The following is a 16,711-nucleotide window of genomic DNA, read 5'->3' on the forward strand; positions in this document are numbered from 1 at the left end:
TGTTGCCCGCCAGCACCGAGGAAAAATGGAAAATTACGTGGAAACTCGACCATAATGAGCGTGTAGCGTGTGTAGCGAAGACGGTTGGCACGCTGGCAGCTTGAAAATGGGACTGGCATACGCGCGCAAATATGCAAGAGTTCCGCGAGGCACCGTTGGAGGACGAGGCTATGGCCGAGGGTGAGATGTTACGTTTTCATGTTCCCGAACCTGAAGTAAGACCTGGCGGCACCCCAGATTTCTCGAATGTGGCAATTCCCAAGGCGGGTTCCGTACCGCGACCTGAGATCGACGTCGATCCGCGCACCATACGGGATCTGGCTTTTTCGATCATTCGCGTGCTGAACCGATCGGGGAAGCCGTCGGCCCGTGGAGTGGTTTGCTCTCCGACGAAGAATTGCTGCAAGGTTTGCGCCATATGATGACGCTTCGGGCTTTCGATGCCCGTATGCAAATGGCGCAACGTCAGGGCAAAACATCATTTTACATGCAGCATCTCGGTGAAGAGGCGGTGAGTTGCGCTTTCAGAAAGGCGCTTTTGCCCGGCGACATGAATTTCCCGACCTATCGTCAGGCCGGTCTGCTTATTGCGGATAACTATCCAATGGTCACCATGATGAACCAGATTTATTCCAATGAAGCCGACCCGCTGAAAGGCCGGCAATTGCCGATCATGTATTCATCGAAAGAGCACGGCTTCTTTTCGATCTCGGGCAACCTTGCAACCCAGTATATTCAGGCTGTGGGTTGGGCGATGGCCTCGGCAATCAGCGAAGATACGCGCATTGCGGCGGCCTGGATCGGCGACGGATCGACAGCGGAATCCGATTTCCATTCCGCACTGGTGTTTGCCTCCACCTACAAAGCGCCCGTCATTCTCAATGTCGTGAACAATCAGTGGGCCATCTCAACCTTCCAGGGCATTGCCCGAGGGGGCGTGGGTACGTTTGCGGCGCGCGGTCTCGGCTTTGGCATTCCCTCGCTGCGTGTCGATGGCAACGATTATCTGGCTGTGCATGCGGTGGCGAAATGGGCTGCAGAGCGGGCGCGCCAGAATCTCGGGCCAACGCTGGTTGAATATGTCACCTATCGAACCGGCGCTCATTCTTCATCTGATGATCCTTCCGCTTACAGGCCGAAAACGGAATCCGATGCATGGCCACTTGGCGACCCGGTGATGCGGCTTAAAAACCACCTTGTCTTACGCGGCATATGGTCGAATGAGCGCCATACACAGGCGGAAGCCGAGATTCTGGATACGGTTATCACCGCCCAGAAAGAAGCTGAACAGCACGGCACACTCCATGCGGGCGGCAAGCCTTCCACGCGGGACATGTTCGAGGGGGTGTTTGAACAGACACTGCCACATCTGAGGCGTCAGCGTCAGCAGGCGGGGGTCTGATCATGCCCAGACATACGATGATCGAAGCCATACGCGATGCCATGGATGTTTCCATGGGCAAGGACGAGCGCGTCGTGGTGTTCGGTGAAGATGTCGGCTTTTTGGAGGGGTGTTTCGCTGCACCCAAGGGCTTCAGACCAAATATGGCACGAGCCGGTGCTTTGATGCGCCGATCAACGAGTCGGGCATCGTCGGTGCCGCGATAGGCATGGCGGCCTATGGATTGCGCCCCTGCGTCGAGATTCAGTTTGCCGACTATATGTATCCCGCCTACGATCAATTGACTCAGGAAGCCGCACGTCTGCGTTACCGTTCCAATGGCGATTTCACCTGCCCGATTGTCGTTCGCATGCCGACCGGTGGTGGCATTTTCGGCGGCCAGACCCATAGCCAGAGCCCTGAGGCGCTGTTTACGCATGTTGCTGGCCTGAAGACGGTGGTGCCATCCAACCCACATGATGCAAAGGGCCTGTTGATTTCCGCAATCGAAGACCCCGATCCGGTTATATTCCTGGAGCCGAAGCGCCTCTATAACGGGCCGTTCGATGGTCATCATGAGCGTCCGGTAACGCCGTGGTCGAAGCATGATCTCGGCGAAGTTGCCGATGGGCATTATGCGATTCCACTGGGCAAGGCGGCGATACGGCGAGCGGGCGCTGCGGTTACGGTTCTCGCCTATGGCACCATGGTGTATGTGGCGCAGGCGGCTGCCGAAGAAACCGGAATAGACGCTGAAATCATTGATCTCAGAACTTTGCTCCCACTCGATCTTGATACGATCGTTGCCTCGGTGACCAAGACGGGACGTTGCGTTATTGTGCATGAAGCGACGCTGACGTCAGGATTTGGCGGCGAACTTTCTGCCTTGGTGCAGGAAAACTGCTTTTATCATCTCGAAGCACCGGTGGCGCGTGTCGCTGGTTGGGATACGCCCTACCCCCATGCCCAGGAATGGGATTACTTTCCCGGCCCGGAACGGGTCGGGCGCGCTCTCGTTGCAACGATGGAGGCCTGACATGGGAGAATTTGTCATCAAGCTTCCCGATGTAGGGGAAGGCGTAGCCGAGGCTGAACTGGTCGAGTGGCAGGTCAAGGTTGGCGATGTCGTTCGCGAGGACATGGTGCTTGCGGCCGTTATGACCGACAAGGCGACGGTTGAAATACCATCGCCGACCGATGGCGAAATCATGTGGTTGGGCGCCGAGATTGGCGACACGGTGGCGGTTGGTTCGCCAATCGTGCGCCTGAAAGTTTCCGGAGAGGGAAATGTCGCAGCCGGAGCCAAGGTCACCGCGAAGGCCGAACCGGTGGCCAGGGAGCCAACCAGGCGCGATGATCAAAAAACTGAAGCTGCCGTCGAGCGTTCGCAAACGGATGCCGGGTCAGCAAAGCTTGCGGCGGCAAGAAAGCCAATTGCTGCAGGACAGCCGGCTCATACAGGTGGCGCACCACGCGCTGAAGGTGAAAAACCAATTGCTTCGCCTGCCGTGCGCCTGCGCGCCAGAGAAGCGGGTATCGACCTTCGACAAGTTGCAGGCAGCGGACCCGCAGGTCGCATCAGCCATGAAGATCTCGATGCGTTCGCGTCAGGTGCCGTTCAACGGGGAACGAAGTCGGGGTTCGTTCGCAACGATGCGATCGACCAGATCAAGATCGTAGGTTTGCGCCGCAAGATTGCCGAAAAGATGCAACTGGCCAAATCGCGCATTCCCCACATTACGTATGTGGAGGAAATCGACGTAACAGCCCTGGAAGATCTGCGTGCGGCGCTGAACAAGCAAAAGAAGGCAGAACGGGCGAAGCTGACATTATTGCCATTCCTGATGCGCGCGATGGTTCGAGGTATTGCCGAGCAACCACAACTCAACGCGTTGTTCGACGATGAGGCGGGCATCGTTCATCAACATGGCGGCGTTCATATCGGCATTGCCGCGCAGACGCCAAACGGGCTGGTCGTGCCGGTGGTCAAGCACACTGAAGCCCGAGATCTGTGGGGGTGTGCCGCTGAGGTCAACCGTCTTGCCGAAGCTGCGAAGGCTGGAACCGCGACGCGCGATGAGCTTTCCGGTTCGACCATTACCATCACATCGCTTGGCGCGATGGGAGGCGTGGCGACGACCCCGGTTATCAACCATCCGGAGGTGGCGATCATCGGGGTTAACAAGATGATGGTGCGCCCTGTCTGGGATGGTACCCAATTCATCCCGCGCAAGATGATGAACCTGTCATCCAGTTTCGATCACCGTGTCATCGACGGTTGGGATGCCGCAGTCTTTATCCAGTGTATCAAGGCGCTGCTGGAAACACCGGCAATGATCTTTGTTGAAGACTGATGCCGTGAAGATGGAGCGCGACCTCGGGGTCAGATGGAAACTATTGTTACCATGAAAGAGCGACGCAGATGAAAGACATTTCCTGCAAACTTCTTGTCATTGGTGCCGGCCCCGGCGGCTATGTCTGCGCCATTCGTGCTGGCCAACTCGGTCTGGATACCGTGATAATCGAGGCAGGCAAACCGGGAGGAACCTGCCTCAATGTCGGATGCATACCTTCCAAAGCCATGATTCATGCAGCGGAGGAGTTCGAGAAGGCCGTACACATGACCGGCAGCACCAGTCCGCTCGGGATTTCAGTGCCATCAGCCTCGCTTGACCTGTCCAAAACTATTGACTGGAAGAACGGTATCGTAAGCCGGCTCAACACTGGCGTAGCCGGGCTACTCAAAAGAGCCGGCGTCAAATATGTTCATGGCAAAGCCAAATTCCGTGATGGCAAGACGGTCGAGGTTGCGACCGAGATCGGAACGCAGGTCATTCGTGCTGAATCGGTTGTCGTGGCGACGGGTTCTGCGCCCGTGGAACTTGCGTCATTGCCATTTGGCGAAAAAATCATCTCATCGACCGGTGCTCTGGCGCTAACCAGCGTTCCGGACCGCCTTGCCGTTGTTGGCGGCGGCTATATCGGACTGGAACTTGGCACGGCTTTTGCCAAAATGGGCGCAAAGGTTACGGTTGTCGAAGCCTTGCCCCGCATTCTTGCGCAATATGATCCGGAACTGACCCGTCCGGTCGTGAAGTGCCTCGCTGATCTCGGTGTCGAAGTGCTGACCGGTGTTCAGGCCAAGGGGCTGTCATCCAAGGGCGATGCGCTTCTAATCGAGACGGTGGATGGCGCAGCGCGGAAGATCGCATCCGATAAGGTTTTGGTCACCGTCGGACGCAAGCCGGTGACGGATGGATGGGGACTGGAAGAGATCGACCTCGACATGAACGGGCAGTTCATCAGGATCGACGATCAATGCCGCACGTCCATGCGCGGTATCTATGCCATTGGCGATGTCACTGGCGAGCCAATGCTAGCCCATCGCGCCACGGCGCAAGGCGAAATGGTTGCCGAAATCGTTGCCGGTCATCACCGCAGTTGGGATAAACGCGCGATTGCGGCGGTGTGCTTTACTGATCCCGAGCTTGTCACGGTTGGCTTATCGCCGGAACAGGCGAAAGAACTCCGTATCGAAATCAAGATCGGCACGTTTCCCTTCACCGCCAATGGGCGTGCCATGACCCGGCAGGGGGAGGATGGCTTTGTTCGCGTGGTGGCACGTACCGATAATCATCTGGTGCTTGGCATTCAGGCGGTTGGGCAAGGCGTGTCTGAATTGTCAGCCGCGTTCGGCCTGGCGCTGGAGATGGGTGCCAGGCTGGAAGACATTGCCGGAACGATCCATGCCCATCCAACGCAGGGCGAAGCCTTCCAGGAGGCTGCATTAAAGGCGCTCGGTCACGCATTGCATATTTAAAGGTGAAGCGTGACAGCCGCAGAGGTCAGAGGATCAACTGGCCAACCGGTTCGTCATTTCGTGTTGTGCATAGGCGCGGCCGAAACGGTTGGCGAGGAAAGCATCGAGCGCGATATCTTCCTGCCGCACGAAGCCTGTAGCAGGCAGGTTGCCATCCGCCAGCATGTCGAGTACGGCGCAAATACCGGAGGCGGTGGTAATCTGGATGGCGCTATGCACCGCGCTGCCGATGCGCTGGCTGTAGATCTTGTTGGCGTAGGTTTCCTGCAGCAACCGGCCATTCTTGCGGCCGCTGACCGTGACAAAGATGATGACGACGTCCTGCATCGTTGCGGGCAGCGCGCTTTCGAAAATATCTTTCAGAACATCACGGCGGTGACGCAGGCCGAGATCGTTCAGCAGGGCTTTCATGATGGCGGCATGTCCGGGATAGCGAATGGTGCGGTAGTTGAGCGTACGCACCTTACCTTTTAGCGTCTCGGCAAGTGTTCCAAGCCCCCCGACGTGTTGAAGGCTTCATATGTAACGCCGTCGAGCGAAAATTCTTCGCGCTCCTCAAGCGGCGGCACCTCGATCAATTCGCCCTCGACAATCGCTTCGCAAGGTTCGCAATACTCGTTGATGACGCCGTCGGTGCTCCATGTCAGATTATAGTTCAGCGCGTTGGACGGATATTGTGGCAGTGCGCCGACGCGCATGCGCACGCTTTCCAGAGCGTCGAAACGGCTGGCAAGATCATTGGCAACGATGGAAATGAAGCCCGGCGCCAAACCGCATTGGGGGATGAAGGCGCTACGGCCGGAAGCTGAAGCCAATTCCTTGACCCGTCTGGTGCTGACGACATCTTCCGTCAGGTCGAGATAATGGACCCCGGCGTTTGCCGCAGCCTCGGCAATACGGGTTGTGAGGTGAAATGGCGCGGCGCTGAGAACCGCGAACTTGTCGGCCAACATCGCTTCGAGGTCGCCTTCGATGGCGATATCGAGGGTTGCTGTCGTCACATGGGCAGGTATTTCCAACGCGGCCAGTTGCGCTTCTGATCGATCAACGATGGTGACATGGTAGTCGCCCGTTGATGCCAACATTTCGGCAATGGTCGAGCCAATCTTGCCTGCTCCAACAACGACAATTTGTTTCATGGCCGAAATTCCCCGCGAAATTGATGAACGTCGTGCCAGCATGAACTCTTCCTTGTCGAAAGAAAGCGTGCTTATGATCAGTTCAACGTACTCATTTGCGCATATCGCCGAGGAAAAACTTGGAAATGACGACAAACAACGACCAGGCTTTGATTTCCCTGTTGCGTGAGAATGCGCGTGCGCCGGTCGCCGAACTGGCGCGGCGGCTTGGCCTTTCGCGAACCACGGTGCAAAGCCGCATCGAGCGGCTTGAAACGAGTGGTGTGATTACCGGTTACGGGGTGCGCCTGTCGCCAGAATATGAACAGGGTCTGGTGCACGCGCATGTGCTTTTGACGGTGACGCCGAAACTGGCTGACAGGGTTGTGAGCAACTTACGTGCATTGGCGTCGGTGCGGACCCTGCATTCGGTCAGCGGCAGTTTCGACATGATTGTCATTGTCGAATCGGCCTCGATCAGCGCCCTTGATGGCCTGCTCGACCGGATCGGCGCCATGGAGGGGGTGGAGCGCACCCTGTCCTCGATCATCCTGTCGACACGGATAGATCGCTGAGTGCCTGGCAGCTGCGATTTCACGCTTGCACTTATGGAAATCCTATGGGCGGCTTTCGTATCTATGCCTGGCGAAGGAAGCGGATTTGCAACTCGTCCTGGACCGCCTCCTGAAGGGCGTAAATTTCCTGGCAGAATCTTTTCAGGCTCCAGACCGGCGGAACGAAGATCGCCGACGATTTCGGCAATGCGAAGCCGCCAGAACTCGCTCGCGGCAGGACCATGCACGCATTCCAGATCGTCCACCATCGAGCGGACAAGATGGGTGCGGGAACTCAGGGGAAAGGGAATCAAATCAGCCATGCGCGCATGGTTGGTCGATCGTGGTTTATAGACGGTAAACGGAGATAGCGATTATGCGTGCATGATGCTGATTTGCCGAGTTCATCGCAAACGCCTATATGCGCGGACAAAGGACAATGCATGGCCCGTATCTACAAGACCCGTACCTGGCATGGCGAGCTTTCGCCATCGATCGAGGAGATGGAATTTCTGGCACTTGAAACCTACGCGCATCTGCCTGAGGAATTTCGCAGACTAACGGGTGAGATTGTCATTCAGGTTGCCGAATTTCCGACCGATGAAATCATGGATGATCTGTCGCTGGAGACGCCATTTGATCTTCTGGGACTGTTCGAGGGGCGCGGGATTGCCGAACGCTGGAACCCGGCTACCGGTGAGGGGCCTAACCGGATCACGCTTTATCGACGCGCCATGCTCGACTACTGGACCGAGAATGAGGAGACGCTTGGCGACATTGTCACGCATGTCCTGATCCACGAGATCGGGCACCATTTCGGGCTTTCGGACGACGACATGGAAAAACTTGAGGAAGCCGCCGAATAGGCCACGCCTTTGCCCGCGCCGCTTACCAGTCGCTCAGCTTCGTTTCACCCGACACATATTCCTCACCGTCTATATCCTTCACCACGGCCTGGCCGCAACGCATGGTCTTGGCTTTCTTGTCATAGGCATAGGTAGGCGATCCATATAGATGCCAACCCTTGTTCAAGGCTGCCGTGACCTTGTGGCAGAAGCTGGAATCGTCAACGGCGGTGAGAAAACGATAGAGTCTCATGTCTGTTTCCGGTGCTGTCACGTTGTTTAAAATCGGATTGCGCAAGGATGGTATGCGCACAAACTTCCACCCGGCCACTTCACGCACCAACATCATAAATCGCCGACGCGTTCCATGTCATTACATATATTGATCGGCGTGCTGAAAGGGTGGCATTGTAACGGGAGAGATGGAACGACCGTCTGTTGTCTCTGGCGTCTATTTGGCAATTTCAAGCAGGGATGAGATGAGTTTCTGGCGTTCATCCCCGGAGAGAATGTCAGAATCAAAGAGGTTCATGCTGCGAAGCCCTTCTATGGCAAGATAGCAAACCAGCAGGGCATTCTTATCTTGAGTGACGTCCTTGAGGCGTTCGAAAAGTTTGCGCCTGAATGATTTTATTGGTGTGAGAAAGTCGGGGTCCTCGGCAATGGCCGAAAATATCCATGAAGCGGAAGACTGCGATTTGGCGCACTCACTCGCGGTAAGCCGGATGTAGATTGCAAGCAGGCTCTCGTTGCCGTCACTCTTTGAGCGGGCACTTTCCAATGCCTGCTCAAATTCGCGCAAATAACTTTCCACAAGTCCCTGCATCAACTTGGCTTTGGTCGGGAAATGATAGAGAAGCCCTCCCTTGGAAACGCCCGCGCGGTGAGCAACCGCATCAAGCGATAGCGTGCCCGGTCCGCATTCGCGGGCCAAATCTGCTGCCGCTTCGAGTATCTTTTCGCGCGCGTTGGTTCTTGGTACTTTCATTTCGGCCTCCGGAGTGGGGCGAACATAAACGCAATTGACATTACCGTCCAGACGGTACAGTAAAGAGAATGGATGCGGGGCTCGAAAGCGCCTCGCGAGTGATTTATCCGCACATTCGACCGCCGATACCGAGTGCGACCGAGGGGATTATCTTGATCAAACGTTTCATTATCGCCTTCATCCTGCTTGTGCTGGTCGTTGGCGGCATCATTGGCTTCAACATGTTTCGCGACAATGCGATCACGCAGTATTTTGCCACGATGAAGCCGCCTGCAGCGACGGTATCGACAGTTGTCGTCAAGCCTGTCGAATGGACGCCGGGCGTTGAGGCCATCGGCACTGTCAGCGCCGTGCGGGGCGTCGATCTGACTGTGGAAACAACGGGCATCGTCAAGGACGTTCGTTTCCATGCCAACCAGAAGGTCGAAACCGGGGCGGTTCTCGTCCAGCTTGATGACGAGGTGGAACGCGCCGACCTTGATTCAACAAAAGCGCAGGAGGTGCTGGACAAGACCTCGCTTACCCGTGCCATCGAGCTGCAGAGACGCGGTGTTGGTTCCGACGTAACCCTTGAGACGGCACGAGCCGCGGCTACGGCATCGATCTCACGGGTAGCAAAGTTGCAGGCCGTGCTTGACCAGAAGCAGGTGACGGCTCCTTTTGGCGGTACGGTGGGTATTCCTAAAATTGAGATTGGTCAGTATCTGGCACCGGGCACGGCGGTGGTGACCTTGCAGGACCTGGACACGATGCGGGTTGATTTTTCGATCCCCGAACAGCAGCTTCCGCTGCTCAAGATCGGCCAGACGGTGCGATTGGGCGTCGGTGGCAGCGAAATGCCATTTGCAGGCACCATTCGCGGCATCAACCCGAAGATCGATCCGGCAAGCCGTTTGGTAACGATCAGGGCGGAAGTCGACAACACCGATGGCAAGCTTACGCCCGGCCAGTTCGTGCAGGTTCGTGTGGAATTGCCTGTAGAGAAGAACGTCATGGCGCTGCCGCAGACGGCATTGACGAGCAGTCTCTATGGCGACTTCATCTTCGTCGTAACGCCGGCCAAGGCGGCCAAGGGCGAAACCGGGGATGCCGGAACCAAGCCAGATGAAAAGCCCGCCGAAGCGGAAGCGGCCAAGCCAGCGGCTGATGAGGCCAATTCGGGGTCGGCAACAGAAAAGCCGGAGCTTGTGTTGTCGCAGGTGTTCGTCAAGCTGGGTCGCCGCAATGGTCGTCTGGTCGAGATTCTGGATGGTGTCGCTGCCGGTGACGAAGTCGTGACAGCAGGCCAGAACCGGCTCTTCAATGGCATGTCGGTCACTGTGGACAACACGATTGACCTGACGAAACCCGCCAGTTCGCAGGCTGCCGCACAATGAGCTTTTCCGATATTTTCATCCGCCGCCCGGTCCTGTCGACAGTGCTTGCCTGCATGATCCTGCTTCTTGGGTTCCAGGGCATCTTCAACCTTTCGATCAGGCAGTATCCGAAGGTTGAGGAAACGGCGATCACGATCACGACGGTCTATCCCGGAGCCAGCGCCGATCTCATTCAGGGGTTCATTTCCGCGCCGATTGCGCGCGCCGTGGCTTCGACCGAAAACATCGACTATGTCACCTCGCAAAGCCGTCCCTCGTCGAGCACGGTCACCGTCCAGATGAAGCTCGGCTCTGATCCCGATGTCGCGCTGACCGAGGTGATGTCGAAGGTTCAAGGCGTTCGCGGCGTTCTGCCGAGCGAAGCGAAAGACCCGGTGATCGTCAAGGGTACCGGTCAGCAGTTCGCGATGATGTACCTTTCGATGCAGAACCCGAATATGACTCCCGAACAGTTGACGGAGTACATTGAACGGGTTGTGCGCCCGCGCATGTCAACCATCGAAGGTGTTGCCGATGTGCAGATCTTCGGTGCGGCTGATTATTCGATGCGCGTCTGGATCGATCCTATCAAACTGGCGGCTCGCGGCGTAACCGCATCGGATGTGCTGACCGCGATCAACAATTCCAATTTCCTTTCGGCTCCGGGCAAGACCGAAAATGAATATGTAGCCTTCTCGATTACAGTACGCTCGACGCTACAGACGCCCGAAGCTTTCGCCGAGTTGCCGCTACGTTCCAAAGACGGGGATGTTGTGAGGCTACGCGATGTCGCGCGGGTGGAACTCGCAGCGAAAAGCACCGATACCAGGGTCAATTTCAATGGCAAGCCAGGTACGTTCCTGGCCATTTTCCCGACGCCGGCCGCCAACCCGCTCAGCACTGCGTCGGCAATCCACAAGGTCGTGCCAACTATCCAGCAGACGCTGCCAAAGGGCATGACGATCGAGGTCGTCTATGATTCGACCGAGCAGATCGCTTCGTCGATTGACGAGGTCTTCAAGACCATCGCCGAGGCTGTCGCCATCGTCGTCGTGGTCATTCTTCTTTTTCTCGGGTCGTTCCGGTCCGTTTTGATGCCCATTGTCGCGATACCCCTATCGCTTATCGGCGTTTGTTTCATGCTGTATACGCTCGGGTATTCGATCAATTTGCTGTCGCTTCTGGCGATGGTCCTGGCCATCGGTCTGGTCGTCGATGACGCCATCGTGGTGGTTGAAAATATTCACCGACACATGGAAGAAGACCACATGGCGCCTATGCAGGCGGCATTCAACGGCATGCGTGAAATTTCCTCTGCCATCGTTGCCATGACAGTGACGCTGGCCGCCGTGTTCGCACCGCTCGCCTTCACCGGGGGGCTGACCGGCGCGCTGTTTCGCGAATTCGCAGTGACGCTTGCCGGTTCGGTGGTTATTTCCGGCCTTGTCGCAATTACCATCACTCCGATGATGTCGGCACGCCTCCTCAAGGCCGGGTCGCACAGCCGCTTCCAGAAGATTGTCGACAACACATTCGGGCGCGTCGAGCATGTCTACGAAAAGCTCGTCAGCGGCTCGTTGAAATATCGTCCGGTCACGTTGATGATCGTTGTCGCGCTGGTCGCTGTGACCGGGTTCATGTTCGTCAATACATCCAGCGAACTCGCCCCGGAAGAAGATCAGGGGTTCCTGCTTTCGCTGGTAACGGCACCACGCTATGCAACATCGGATTACACCGAACGATACGTCAATCAGATCCTCGATGAGGTCAAGGATATACCGGAAACGCGGGCATTGTTTGCCGCCGTCGCATTTGGCGGCCAGACCAATGGTGCCTTTGTCGGCTTTGCCTTCAAGGATTGGGCTGAGCGCGAGCGCTCACAAAAGGAGTTGCAGGCCGATATTCAGGCACGCCTGTCTCATGTTGCCGGTGTTGAGGCATTTGTTTTCGCGCCGCCGACATTACCCGGTTCTGGAGGCGGCCTGCCGATCTCGCTGGTGGTGCGTTCGACTGGGGATGCCTCGCAGGTATTCGAGGTAGCCGAAGACATCAAGAAGAAAGCGCAAGCTTCGGGCCGCTTCATTGTCGTGCAGAACTCGATGTCGTTTGATGCGCCGCAGGTGACGGTGACGATTGATCGTGATCGCGCCGCAGCACTCAATTTGCCGATTGCCGATATCGGCCGCACGCTAACCCTTCTTGTGGGCGGGGCGGAAGTCGCGCAATTCGATCGTGATTCCAACAGCTACGATATCATCACGCAGGTGCCTCAGGAATATCGCGACAATCCCGAGAAACTCGGGCAATTCTTCGTCCGCAGCGCGACGGGCGACATGGTGCCACTGGCGGCGGTGGTGAAAATCTCGACGAACGCATCGCCTGCCGCCATCGAGCAGTTCAACCAACTGAATTCCGCTACGATCTCCGCTTTGCCTTTGCCTGGAGTCAGTACTGGAGATGGTCTGAATACGCTTGAGGAAATTGCCCAACAGAATTTGCCAGACACTTTCTTCATCGATTATTCGGGCCAATCGCGGCAGGAAAAGGAGCAGGGCAATGCAATCCTGATTGCATTTGCTGCGGCCGTTCTTGTCATTTATCTCGTTCTGGCAGCGCAGTTTGAAAGTTTCCGTGACCCCCTGATCATCATGATGTCGGTGCCACTTTCGATCTTCGGCGCGGTCGTGCCGCTCAATCTCGGCCTGGGTACACTGAATATATATACGCAGGTCGGGCTTATCACACTGATCGGGTTAATCACCAAACACGGCATCCTGCTGGTCGAATTCGCCAACCAGCAACGTGAACTTCATGGCATGCGCCGGCGCGATGCCATTGTGGCCTCGGCCAAGGTTCGTTTGAGGCCGATTCTCATGACGACTGCGGCAATGGCGCTTGCCGTGGTGCCGCTCATCACGTCAAGCGGCGCTGGTGCGGCTGCCCGTTATTCGATGGGTCTGGTGATCTTCACAGGCATTCTGATCGGGACGATGTTCACGCTGTTCGTCGTGCCGATGTTCTATACCTTCATTGCCAGCAAGGATCTCCCGCATCATGCCGAAAAGCCGGACCCGAAGCTGATGCCTGAACCGATTGACTGAAGGTACTCAAGGCCATGTTGGCCTTGATGCCTCAATCAAAATTGAACGGTTCTCAACCTAAATGACCAGCCCGGAATTTCATGGCGCGGGCTACGCCGTTTTCATCACCAGTGTTTCACTCAACCAACTGCCGATTTTCGCGCCAAGCCGATCAGGCGAGATTGGCTTCGACAGATAGTCATCCATTCCGGCTTCGAGACATTTCTCGCGGTCGCCTTCCAGAGCGTGAGCGGTAACGCCAATGATGGGAACATGGGCATTCTTTCCTGCCTCAATCGTGCGAATGGCCTTTGTTGCTTCATAACCATTCATCTCGGGCATAGACACGTCCATGAGGAGCAGCTTCGGGTTTAAAACCCGATACATTTCCACGGCGGTCCGACCATTGCCGGCAATGCGATAGCTCAAACCAAGACCACTGAGAATCTGGCCGAACACCATCTGGTTGACCTCGTTGTCCTCCGCAATCAGCACATCGATCGGCCCGTTATTTGAACTCGATTGCTCCGCAACTGTCGCCGTTAGCGCATGAAGATGGTTTTGGGCGGCAGGCGTGGCTTGAACAGTTTGCCGATTTTCCAGTGTCTCGCGCACGAAATGCGCACTCCCTGCCTGACTGCGGGCTTTTTGTATGACCGCTATGACTGTGCCAAGCAAGTTGGCCGAGCGAGCAGGTTTGGTCAGATGTGCCGCTATGCCGAAGTCGATCACCAGCCTGCCAAAATCGATCTGATCGACTGAGGTCAAGAGAACGACGGGGATGCTTTTCATTCGACTATCGGCAGAAATTGCCTTGGCAACATCGGCCCCACTCATGCCGGGCATCTGATAGTCGAGGATAACGCAATCGACCGACGCGCCGAGCTGGAAGGCACGGTCGAGGAAAGCGAGGCCCACCGCACCGCTTTCAGCGGCAGCGCAATCAAAGCCCCAGCTCTTCAATTGCTCGAGCAAAATCTCACGATTGACGCCATTGTCATCGATGACAAGGACGCGCGCACCCGTGACATCGCTCGGTATGACCTGATCTTCCGGCTGGGCCTGATGGATGGACATTGGCACGGCAAACCAGAAAATCGACCCGCGCCCGATTTCGCTCTCAACGCCGATCTTGCCACCCATCATGTCGACAAGGCGTGCACCGATGGCCAGGCCGAGCCCCGTTCCTTCATGGCGTCGGGTAGATGACGAATCGACCTGGGCAAACTTCTCAAAGACGTTTTGCAGCTTATCGGCGGGGATACCGATGCCAGTATCTTCCACACTCACCTTGAGTTGAACGACGTTTCCGACGGTTTCGCCGCTGACATCGATCAGAACATGCCCTCTTTCGGTAAATTTCACTGCATTTCCGAGCAAATTCGTGATGATCTGGCGAAAACGCCCTGCATCGCCAATGACGAATGCCGGAAGCCGGGGATCAATCCGTACAATCAGTTCAAGGTTCTTTTCGGCAACGCGCGCCGATACCAGAGTGGCGACATCCTCGACGGCTTCTCCAAGCCGGAACGGTCCCGGATCAAGGGTAAGCTGTCCAGCGTTGATCTTTGAGAAGTCCAGCACATCATTGATGATGGTAAGCAGCGCATTTCCGGATTTCACGATCACATCGGTAAAGGTCTTCTGGCGCGCCGTCAGGTCGGTTTTTGCCAATAATTCGGCCATGCCAAGCACTCCATTCATCGGCGTGCGGATTTCATGACTCATGTTGGCGAGAAATTCGGACTTTGCCCGGTCTGCGGCTTCTGCCTTGTAGAGCGAGGTTGCCGATTCCAGAAATGCGAGGCGGATCGCCCTTTCCATCGGTCGAAAATTCCAGAACGCCACGGCCCCCATGACCGCGGCCAGCAGGAGGGCGCTCCAGAAAAGCAATCTGTCGCTGTGAGCTTCGGCAAGGCGGCGTTCATTGTCTACAGCTGTTCGCGCACGCACCAGCATTGGTTGGGCAAAAAGTTCGTTCTGATTGCGAATTTCGCGGTCGCTCCAGTCATCGACGTTTCTGGCTCCAGCCATGATATTAAGATTGCGCACCATGTCGCGCGCCGACCAAAGCAGGTAGCCATTGATCGAAGCCGATTTGAGTTCGTCGGCCGTCTGTTCGTGAAGCCTGGGCGTAATCGTTGCCACTTCGTTGGTAAGCGAAGTTATTCCCTGTAACAGCCGCTCGGCATGGCTGCGCGCCGCATTGGCAAGTTCATCGCGTGTTTCCGGCCGCCAGGCGGTGACAGCCGTTTCGGCGAAACTTGCCGCATTGTTCAAATCTCGCGAAAAATTCACAAAATGTGCGCTCAGCGCATCAACCTGCTGGCGATATGAATTGGCATGATTCAACGTAACGATCACGCCACCGACAGCGAGCGCAAGAATCAGCAAGCCAGACAGATATCTGATCCTGATGGACCGGATGAATGAAGAATATTCCGGCACGCTTAACCCCACGCATATGCACAAACTTAGTCGCGGGGATTACGCTCCATTAGCATTAAAATTTCGTTCCGCTGCCAGCGCCGGTTTTCGATCCGATAGCCTATCGGTTGCGGCTTGCAACAAACGCTGCCGCCAGCTTGAGTGGCGCTGCACGCTCGCCATAGGGGTCGAGTAACGCATGCGCCTGATCAACCAGGCCATGAAGCTGCCTTCGCGCCCACGCCGCACCATGCAGGGCTGCCAGCGTGGCTTTACCTGCCGCCGCGTCCTTTCCTGTTGCCTTGCCGATCTGGTCGACATCAGCCGTCATGTCGAGCAGGTCGTCGGCAAGCTGGAAGGCAAGTCCTATTGCCGAGCCGAACTCGGCCATTCGTTCGCGATCAGCGAGAGGCGCACCTGACAAAATCGCACCGGCTTCGCAAGCAAAGCGGATCAACGCCCCGGTCTTCATTGCCTGAAGGCGAATAATGCCAGCCTCGTCGGGCCGCATTTTTCTGCCTCCAGATCAAGCATCTGGCCGCCAGCCATGCCGCCAAGACCGGCAGCCCGCGCCAGGCCTGTCACAAGTTCGAGCCGCGTTTGCGCCGACATCTCCTCGCCAGGCGCTTCCATGAGAGGATCTGCGGCAAGAATATCGAAGGCAAGCGTCAACAGGCTATCGCCGGCGAGTATGGCCGTCGCTTCGTCGAATGCCTTGTGCACCGTCGGCTGGCCACGGCGCAGGGCATCATTGTCCATGGCTGGCAGATCGTCATGAATCAGCGAGTAGCAGTGAACGCATTCGAGCGCCGCCGCCACCTGAAGGGCTGCCCCCTCGCCAGCATTGGCATCAAACAAGGCGGCGCTCTCCATGACGAGATAGGGCCGCAACCTCTTGCCGCCATTCAAGACCCCATGGCGCATAGCCGCAATAAGCCGTTCAGGTCTCTTGATCTCGGCTGAGCGCGCGCGGCCATCGAGAAGCTGCGCAAGCAGATTTTCAACAGATGCCGCACGCTCGGCAAGCATCATTTCGAAGGAAATTTGCGCGTCTTTCATCATCTCCGCGAGCGGTAGCCGACACTCGAACATTGCGCAAGAAGCCAAGCACGATTATGCCGAGGCATGATGTGCAAAGATCAG

Annotated in this window: 11 protein-coding genes and 5 pseudogenes; 9 read left to right on the top strand and 7 right to left on the bottom strand. The window is 56.6% G+C overall.

Annotation, left to right across the window (positions count from 1 at the left end; genetic code table 11):
• The first annotated feature begins 170 nt into the window (after window positions 1–170).
• From AC0L7S_RS08745 to lpdA, 4 genes and pseudogenes are all read left to right on the top strand, one after another.
• Window positions 171–1,402 (top strand): annotated as a pseudogene (locus AC0L7S_RS08745) (thiamine pyrophosphate-dependent enzyme).
• Between the two features lie 2 nt (window positions 1,403–1,404).
• Window positions 1,405–2,417 (top strand): annotated as a pseudogene (locus AC0L7S_RS08750) (alpha-ketoacid dehydrogenase subunit beta).
• 1 nt (window position 2,418) lies between these two features.
• Window positions 2,419–3,735 carry a dihydrolipoamide acetyltransferase family protein gene (locus AC0L7S_RS08755; protein WP_473473962.1) on the top strand — a complete coding sequence of 439 codons (1,317 nt, stop codon included), beginning with the start codon at window positions 2,419–2,421 and terminating at the stop codon, window positions 3,733–3,735.
• Between the two features lie 68 nt (window positions 3,736–3,803).
• Window positions 3,804–5,201: a dihydrolipoyl dehydrogenase gene (gene lpdA, locus AC0L7S_RS08760; protein WP_473473963.1), complete on the top strand. Its 1,398-nt coding sequence runs from the start codon at window positions 3,804–3,806 to the stop codon at window positions 5,199–5,201.
• Between the two features lie 33 nt (window positions 5,202–5,234).
• Here the strand turns inward: lpdA and AC0L7S_RS08765 are convergent.
• Window positions 5,235–6,340 (bottom strand): annotated as a pseudogene (locus tag AC0L7S_RS08765) (saccharopine dehydrogenase family protein).
• On the opposite strand from AC0L7S_RS08765, the gene AC0L7S_RS08770 reads away from it, so the two are divergent.
• Together AC0L7S_RS08770 and AC0L7S_RS08775 are read left to right on the top strand one after the other, a co-directional pair.
• Window positions 6,339–6,509, top strand: coding sequence for a hypothetical protein (locus AC0L7S_RS08770; protein ID WP_473473964.1), 171 nt, complete (start codon window positions 6,339–6,341; stop codon window positions 6,507–6,509). The pseudogene AC0L7S_RS08765 and the gene AC0L7S_RS08770 overlap by 2 nt on opposite strands.
• Entirely contained in the window at window positions 6,466–6,894 is a 429-nt protein-coding gene (locus AC0L7S_RS08775; protein ID WP_473473965.1) for an Lrp/AsnC family transcriptional regulator, read from the top strand. Before AC0L7S_RS08770 ends, AC0L7S_RS08775 begins: the two co-directional genes overlap by 44 nt.
• 61 nt (window positions 6,895–6,955) lie before the next feature.
• Here AC0L7S_RS08775 and AC0L7S_RS08780 read toward each other — a convergent pair whose 3' ends face one another.
• A complete protein-coding gene (locus tag AC0L7S_RS08780) occupies window positions 6,956–7,117 on the bottom strand; it encodes a hypothetical protein (protein ID WP_473473966.1) in 162 nt (53 codons plus the stop codon).
• Window positions 7,089–7,196 (bottom strand): annotated as a pseudogene (locus AC0L7S_RS08785) (DUF6074 family protein); the annotation flags it as partial. The pseudogene AC0L7S_RS08785 and the gene AC0L7S_RS08780, both read right to left, overlap by 29 nt.
• A 120-nt stretch (window positions 7,197–7,316) precedes the next feature.
• On the opposite strand from AC0L7S_RS08785, the gene AC0L7S_RS08790 reads away from it, so the two are divergent.
• Window positions 7,317–7,739, top strand: coding sequence for a metallopeptidase family protein (locus AC0L7S_RS08790; RefSeq protein ID WP_473473967.1), 423 nt, complete (start codon window positions 7,317–7,319; stop codon window positions 7,737–7,739).
• Window positions 7,740–7,761: 22 nt separating this feature from the next.
• Here the strand turns inward: AC0L7S_RS08790 and AC0L7S_RS08795 are convergent, their stop codons facing one another.
• Both AC0L7S_RS08795 and AC0L7S_RS08800 read right to left on the bottom strand, forming a co-directional pair.
• The gene (locus AC0L7S_RS08795) at window positions 7,762–7,971 is read right to left on the bottom strand and encodes a DUF1737 domain-containing protein (RefSeq protein ID WP_473473968.1); all 210 of its coding nucleotides are present in this window, start codon (window positions 7,969–7,971) and stop codon (window positions 7,762–7,764) included.
• A 198-nt stretch (window positions 7,972–8,169) separates the two neighbouring features.
• A complete protein-coding gene (locus AC0L7S_RS08800; protein WP_473473969.1) occupies window positions 8,170–8,706 on the bottom strand; it encodes a TetR/AcrR family transcriptional regulator in 537 nt (178 codons plus the stop codon).
• Between the two features lie 152 nt (window positions 8,707–8,858).
• Between AC0L7S_RS08800 and AC0L7S_RS08805 the strand changes: the two genes are divergently transcribed.
• Window positions 8,859–10,082 (top strand): efflux RND transporter periplasmic adaptor subunit, encoded by a 1,224-nt coding sequence (locus tag AC0L7S_RS08805; protein ID WP_473473970.1) that lies wholly within the window; start codon window positions 8,859–8,861, stop codon window positions 10,080–10,082.
• Window positions 10,079–13,162, top strand: coding sequence for an efflux RND transporter permease subunit (locus AC0L7S_RS08810; RefSeq protein ID WP_473473971.1), 3,084 nt, complete (start codon window positions 10,079–10,081; stop codon window positions 13,160–13,162). The genes AC0L7S_RS08805 and AC0L7S_RS08810 overlap by 4 nt, the downstream gene beginning before the upstream one ends.
• Window positions 13,163–13,252: 90 nt before the next feature.
• Here the strand turns inward: AC0L7S_RS08810 and AC0L7S_RS08815 are convergent, their stop codons facing one another.
• Both AC0L7S_RS08815 and AC0L7S_RS08820 read right to left on the bottom strand, forming a co-directional pair.
• Complete coding sequence (locus AC0L7S_RS08815; RefSeq protein WP_473473972.1) at window positions 13,253–15,589, bottom strand: response regulator; 2,337 nt, start codon at window positions 15,587–15,589, stop codon at window positions 13,253–13,255.
• A gap of 100 nt (window positions 15,590–15,689) precedes the next feature.
• Window positions 15,690–16,627 (bottom strand): annotated as a pseudogene (locus AC0L7S_RS08820) (polyprenyl synthetase family protein).
• Window positions 16,628–16,711 lie beyond the last annotated feature (84 nt).

This window comes from Mesorhizobium sp. G2-6-1 (genome assembly GCF_055809095.1).